Origin of the sequence: Acidiphilium sp. JA12-A1, assembly GCF_000724705.2 — a bacterium.
Classification (GTDB): domain Bacteria; phylum Pseudomonadota; class Alphaproteobacteria; order Acetobacterales; family Acetobacteraceae; genus Acidiphilium; species Acidiphilium multivorum.
The window spans coordinates 1-5,580 of the sequence record NZ_JFHO01000135.1; the positions used below are offsets into that span (position 1 = coordinate 1).

Consider the following 5,580-nt stretch of genomic DNA (forward strand, 5'->3'; position numbering starts at 1 on the left):
ATGCCGTGCACCGGTGTCGTCACACTGACCCAGAAGATGTTTCCAGTCCCGCACGACAGAACCATCCTGACGCTTCAGCGATGAACGCTCATGGTTCTACGTTCAACAGGCGAACCAACTGCCGCTTCGAGATCGAAATCCCCAGCGAWCGCAACAAGGCGAGCAACCGCGGCATCGTCGATTGACCCTGATGATATTGCACCAGCACGAAGCGGCGTAGTTCCGGACCGAAATGGCCTGCGGTTCCTTGAGGCAATGGTGCCAGGATCGTCCGGCCATCCGGCGTTATCCAGCGCTCTCGCAGGTAACGGGTCGCCGTCGCCGAAATCACGAGGTCCTGGACCAGAAAAGGTTCATGACCTTTGAAAACAGCTCCTGGCGGGACCTCAATCCCGATCACCTTTTCTTCGACTTTGACCCGGGGTGAGACCTTGCCCCGAACGGGACGCTTCTCCTGCTTCTGGGGCTTCGGCGGCGCTGTTCCTTTTTCCATGCCACTCGGTTTGATATGCGGGCGACCCTTCAGACCCTTCAGTCGCGCATTCTCTTCGCGCAATTCAGCAACGATCACCTTCAGGCTGGCGATCTCACCGAACAGTTCGACCAGCAGAGCTTCAAGCTCTGCACGGCTCAGCGCGGAAAGGGTGACGGACGGAGGCACATGACCCAAAGACTCCCCTGCGCCGAATCGGTGCAAGGAAAAAATGTACGGTCACCCACATTTTTGCCCCTCTTACGCATGCATGAACCGACTTACCTGATCGAACCCATGATCCGCGAGCACATCGACCCGTGCTTCGTGATCGCGCGCCTGGCCCAGCCCTGGCTCGACCTCGCGCGATGGCGGCGCCATGCGCGCGAGTGCATCGCGGCGAATCCCGGCCGGCGCGGCATGATCACGATCCGCCGGGTGCGGCGGCGCAACCCTTGCGGCCTGGCCTGCTACCGGTGCGAGGCCGATCTCGAACATGGCCGGCTGATGGCGGTGCGGCCCTTCGCGGTGCTCGACCCGCTCGATGACAGGCCGCTGCTCACCGCGCTCGCGGCACGGCTCGCGGCCATCGCGCATGATACCGGCTGCGGCGCCATCCGCATCGTCGCCACGGGGGCCGACCTTCCGGCCGGCGCGCTCGGCGGTGTTGCCCGGGCGGTCTCCCGGGCCGGGGAACACACCTTCCTGCTCTGACCCGCCCCGACGCAAGGAATGCCGGCCCGGCCGGCAAGTCCTCCAGAACGACAAGCGGCCGGACCGCCCGAAAGCGGCCCGGCCAGACTGGCACGGCTACGGCGCTGCCGTCAGGGGAAGCGGCGCCGCGTGTACAGCCATGCGAGAACGTACAACCCGAGATAGACGAACGGGATGAACAGGATCAGGCCTTCAAGTCCACCGAGCATCGGGGCGTCTCCTTACACTTTGTCGTCGGGCTGATGGCGGCCAAGGACCGCCGATTGCTGTGCCTCGAACAGAACGGCGCCGCTCGCCGAGATCAGAACGATCATCATCGTTCCGACCAGCCAGCCGAAATACCAGGGCCCCTCGTCGCCGGTGACCACGGCGAGCAGGATCGCCGCGAAGAGGATGACCGCGAGGGCGGCGAATTTGATCGTGTTCAACATGGCTCGATCTCCGCTCCTCAGTAGGAGTGATCGTTGGCGATGACGGACTCGGTCTTGACCTTCCCGCGCATGACGCGGAAGGCCCAGGCCGTGTAGCTCAGGATGATCGGCACGAAGACCAGCGCGAAGGCCAGCATCCAGCCGAGATTGTAGGCGCTGCCCGAGGCGTTCCACACCGTCAGGCTCTGCGCCGGCGCGGTGGTGGAGGGCATCAGGAAGGGGAACATCGCCGCCCCGGTGGTGAAGATCGTGCCGATCCAGGCCAGCGCGCCGAGCCACCAGCCGAGGATCGGCTTGCGGGCGGCGAGCGCCAGCGGACCCGCGACCATGCCGAGCAGGCCCACCGCCGGCAGCAGCCAGAGCACCGGATGCTGGTGGAAATTGTCCATCCAGGCGCCGGCGCGCATCGCCACCGAAGGGCCGCCGAGCGGGGTCGCCGGCATCGCCGGGTTGACCGGGGCGGTGTAGGCGAAGCCCTTGATGAAGCGGACCCAGACGCCGCCGATCGCGAACAGGGCGGCGGCGAGCAGGCCGGCGGGCACCGCATAGCGCCGGGCGCGCTCGGCGATCGGGCCCTCGCCGCGGATCATCAGCATCGCCCCGCCCTGGTGCACGGCGAGGGCGAGCGAGAGCACGCCGCACATCACCGCGAAGGGGTTGAGCAGGTACCAGATGAAGCTGCCATCCTGGTAGTACTGGCCGTCCCAGCTGAAGTGGAAGCCGACCCCCTGCAGCACGTTGCCGAAGGCGGCGCCGTAGATGATCATCGGCAGCGCGCCGGAGATCAGGAACGCCCAGTCCCAGGTCGCGCGCCAGCGCCGCGCATCGACCTTGGAGCGGTATTCGAAGGCGACCGGGCGCATGATCATGCTGAACAGCAGCAGGATCATCACCACGTAGAAGGTCGAGAACGAGGTGGCGTAGAGCGTCGGGAAGGCGGCGAAGATGGCGCCGCCGCCGAGAATGAACCAGACCTGGTTGCCGTCCCAGTGCGGGCCGATCACGGCGAGCGCGGTGCGGCGTTCGGCATCGGTGCGGCCGACGAAGCGCAGCAGCGCGCCGACCCCCATGTCCATCCCCACCATGATGCCGAGGCCGGAGAGAAGCACCCCGAGCAGCACGGCCCAGATGACCTTGAGCGCGATATAGAGTTCCATGGCGCGGTTTCCTTACTGCCAGGACTTGTCGGCGTAGCCGGGGCGCATCAGCGACGGGCTGGCCGCCGCCTCGACCGGACGGGCATGGGCGTGCTCGCCGGGGCCGAGCCTTGCATATTTGAACATCAGGTAGAGTTCGGCGGCGATGAACAGGCTGTAGAGCAGCGCGAAGCCGATCAGCGAGAACAGCATGTAGCCGACCGTGTGGCTGGAGGCGGACTGGAAGGTCGGCAGCCAGCCATAAACCGTCCAGGGCTGGCGGCCGTTCTCGGCGGTGATCCAGCCGAACTCGCAGGCCAGCACCGGCAGCGGGATCGCCCACATCGCCGCGCGCATCACCAGCGGGTGTTTCTCAAGCTCGTTCCTCAGACTGTAATAGGCGCCGAAGGCGAACACCACGAGGAAGGCGAGGCCGAGGCCGACCATCAGGCGGAAGCTCCAGAACTCGACGAAGACGTTGGGGATCGATTCGCGGCCGGCCCTTTTCAGGATGCCCGGCAGGTTCGAGGGCGTGATCTTCGACAGGTCCTGATCCGGCGCGAAGCGCTGGGCGAGGAAGCCGTAGCCCATGTCCGCCTCGTTCTTGCGGAAGGCGGCGAGCGCCGCCGGGCTGTGGGTTTCGCCATACTGCTTGAGCGCGATCACCGCCTGGATGCCCTTGGCGGCGCGAAGCTGGGCCTGCTGTTCCAGTTCGTCGATGCCGGGGATGCGGACATTCCAGGCATGCGCGACCAGCGGGGTCAGCACATAGGGGATACCGATGGCGAAATCGTTCTTCTGCGTGCGGTCATTCGGCACGGCGGCGATCAGCCAGGGCGCGCTGGGCCCCTTGGTGGTGTGCCAGATGCCTTCCATCGCGGCGAGCTTGGTCGGCTGCACGAGATAGTCCATGCGGCCGAGCGCGTCGCCCAGCGTGACCACGCCGAGGGTGGAGATCAGCCCGAAGATCGCGGCGATGCGGAACGAGCGGGCGGCGAATTCGCGGTGCTGGCGGCGCAGCAGGTAGTAGGCCGAGATGCCCATCACGAACATCGAGCCGGTGACGAAGCCGGCGATCGAGGTATGCACGAACTTCGCCTGCGCATCCTGGCTGAAGACGAGGGACATGAAGCTGTGGAACTGCATGCGCATCGTGTCCGGGTCGAATTTCGCGCCGGTCGGGTCCTGCATGAAGCCGTTGGCGATCAGGATCCACAGCGCCGAGAGGTTCGAGCCGAGGGCGACGAGGTAGGTGATGGCGAGATGCGCGGGGCGGCTCAGCCGGTCCCAGCCGAAGATCATCAGGCCGATGAAGGTGCTTTCCATGAAGAAGGCCATCAGCCCCTCGATGGCGAGCGGGGTGCCGAACACGTCGCCCACGAAATGCGAGTACATCGACCAGTTGGTGCCGAACTCGAATTCCATGGTCAGGCCGGTGGCGACGCCGATGGCGAAGTTGATGCCGAACAGCTTGCCCCAGAACAGGGCCATGTCCTTGTAAATCTTCTTGCCGGTGATGACGTAGACCGTCTCCATCGTCGCGAGCAGGAAGGTCATGCCCAGCGTGAGGGGGACGAAAAGGAAATGATATAGCGCGGTCAGCGCGAATTGCAGGCGCGACAGGTCGACGACTGTCGGGTCGATCATGATGGACTCCTGGCCCGAGGACCGGCGGGATTCCCCGCACGGCGGTGAACGGTAGTTTCCCGATCGATAATGCCGCCACGCGGCGGCGCATTGATCTGTATCAATCCGTTTCAGCCGGGCTCAGAACCGGAGCGACATCTCCCGCAGCCGTGACAGGCGCGCCACAGGCCCGGCGCCCTGGCGGAGCGCGCCGAAACGGCCGTCGGCGACGATGCGGCCCTCGGCCAGCATCACCACGCGGTCGTCATCGGCGAGGTGGTCGAGCCGGTGGGTGATGGCGACCACCGTGCGCCCGGCGGCGAGGCCGGCGAGCGCGCGGCGGAATTCGGCCTCGGTCAGCGGGTCGAGCCCCTCGGTCGGCTCGTCGAGCAGCAGGAAGGGGGTGGCGCGCAGGGCGGCGCGGGCGAGCGAGAGCCGCCGCGCCTCGCCGCCGGAGAGTTTTGCCCCCGCCTCGCCCACCAGCGAATCGAGACCACCGGGACGGGCGCGGACGAAATCGGCGAGGCGGGCGGTCTCGAGGGCGCGCCAGAGTGCCGCATCGTCCGCATCCGGGCGGGCGAGGAGGAGGTTGTCGCGCAGGGTGCCGGCGAAGATCGCGGTGGTCTGCGAGACCACGGTGAACAGCGAGCGCAGGTCGTCGCCGCGGATCGTGGCGAGATCGACGCCGCCGATCGTGGCCGTTCCCGCCGCGTGCGGGGCGAAGCGGAGCAGCAGGTTGAACAGCGAGGTCTTGCCGGCACCGCTGCGGCCGAGAATGGTGACGTGCTCGCCCTCGGCGATCGTGAGGTCGATCCCGGCGAGCGCCGGATGCGCGGCGCCCGGATAGCGGAGCGAAACGCCGTCGAGCCGGAGATCGAGCCGGGCCGGGCGGGGCGGGCTGGAGGCGGGCTCGGCGACGGGCGGCGGGCGGTCGAGCAGGTCGAAGACGCGGCGCGCCGAATCCGCCATGCCGCCGAGGAGCTGGAACGCCGCCGGCAGCGGGGCGACGGCCTCGAAGGCGGCCATCGCGCCGAGGGCGAGCAGGGCGATGACCGGCCCGGCGATCCGGTGCGCATCGGCCAGCGCGCCGCCGAGCGGCAGCATCGCCAGCATCGTCAGCCCGGCCACGAGCAGGCCGGCGGCGGCACCGAAGCCGGCGATCGCGGCGAGACGGCGCTGGGCGGCGAGCAGCGCCGCGCTC

Annotated in this window: 6 protein-coding genes; 1 reads left to right on the forward strand and 5 read right to left on the reverse strand. The window is 67.4% G+C overall.

Annotation, left to right across the window (positions count from 1 at the left end; genetic code table 11):
* Nucleotides 1-88: 88 nt before the first annotated feature.
* Nucleotides 89-661 (reverse strand): hypothetical protein, encoded by a 573-nt coding sequence (locus RT91_RS21705; RefSeq protein WP_160321865.1) that lies wholly within the window; start codon nt 659-661, stop codon nt 89-91.
* A gap of 108 nt (nt 662-769) precedes the next feature.
* Between RT91_RS21705 and RT91_RS18320 the strand changes: the two genes are divergently transcribed.
* Complete coding sequence (locus tag RT91_RS18320) at nt 770-1,186, forward strand: hypothetical protein (protein WP_240314353.1); 417 nt, start codon at nt 770-772, stop codon at nt 1,184-1,186.
* Between the two features lie 221 nt (nt 1,187-1,407).
* On the opposite strand, the gene RT91_RS18325 is transcribed toward RT91_RS18320, so the two are convergent.
* From RT91_RS18325 to RT91_RS18340, 4 genes are all read right to left on the reverse strand, one after another.
* Nucleotides 1,408-1,617: a hypothetical protein gene (locus RT91_RS18325; protein ID WP_007421728.1), complete on the reverse strand. Its 210-nt coding sequence runs from the start codon at nt 1,615-1,617 to the stop codon at nt 1,408-1,410.
* 17 nt (nt 1,618-1,634) lie between these two features.
* Nucleotides 1,635-2,774, reverse strand: a complete 1,140-nt coding sequence (gene cydB, locus RT91_RS18330) for a cytochrome d ubiquinol oxidase subunit II (protein ID WP_007421727.1) — start codon at nt 2,772-2,774, stop codon at nt 1,635-1,637.
* Nucleotides 2,775-2,786: 12 nt separating this feature from the next.
* Entirely contained in the window at nt 2,787-4,400 is a 1,614-nt protein-coding gene (locus RT91_RS18335; RefSeq protein ID WP_007421726.1) for a cytochrome ubiquinol oxidase subunit I, read from the reverse strand.
* 120 nt (nt 4,401-4,520) lie between these two features.
* Nucleotides 4,521-5,580 (reverse strand): amino acid ABC transporter ATP-binding/permease protein (locus RT91_RS18340; RefSeq protein ID WP_035189060.1); only part of this gene is annotated, 1,060 nt, incomplete at its 5' end.

Coding starts and splice junctions, on each gene's coding strand:
- cydB (WP_007421727.1), bottom strand. CDS start 2,774: ATGGAACTCTATATCGCGCTCAAGGTCATCTGGGCCGTGCTGCTCGGG.
- RT91_RS18320 (WP_240314353.1), top strand. CDS start 770: ATGATCCGCGAGCACATCGACCCGTGCTTCGTGATCGCGCGCCTGGCC.
- RT91_RS18335 (WP_007421726.1), bottom strand. CDS start 4,400: ATGATCGACCCGACAGTCGTCGACCTGTCGCGCCTGCAATTCGCGCTG.
- RT91_RS18325 (WP_007421728.1), bottom strand. CDS start 1,617: ATGTTGAACACGATCAAATTCGCCGCCCTCGCGGTCATCCTCTTCGCG.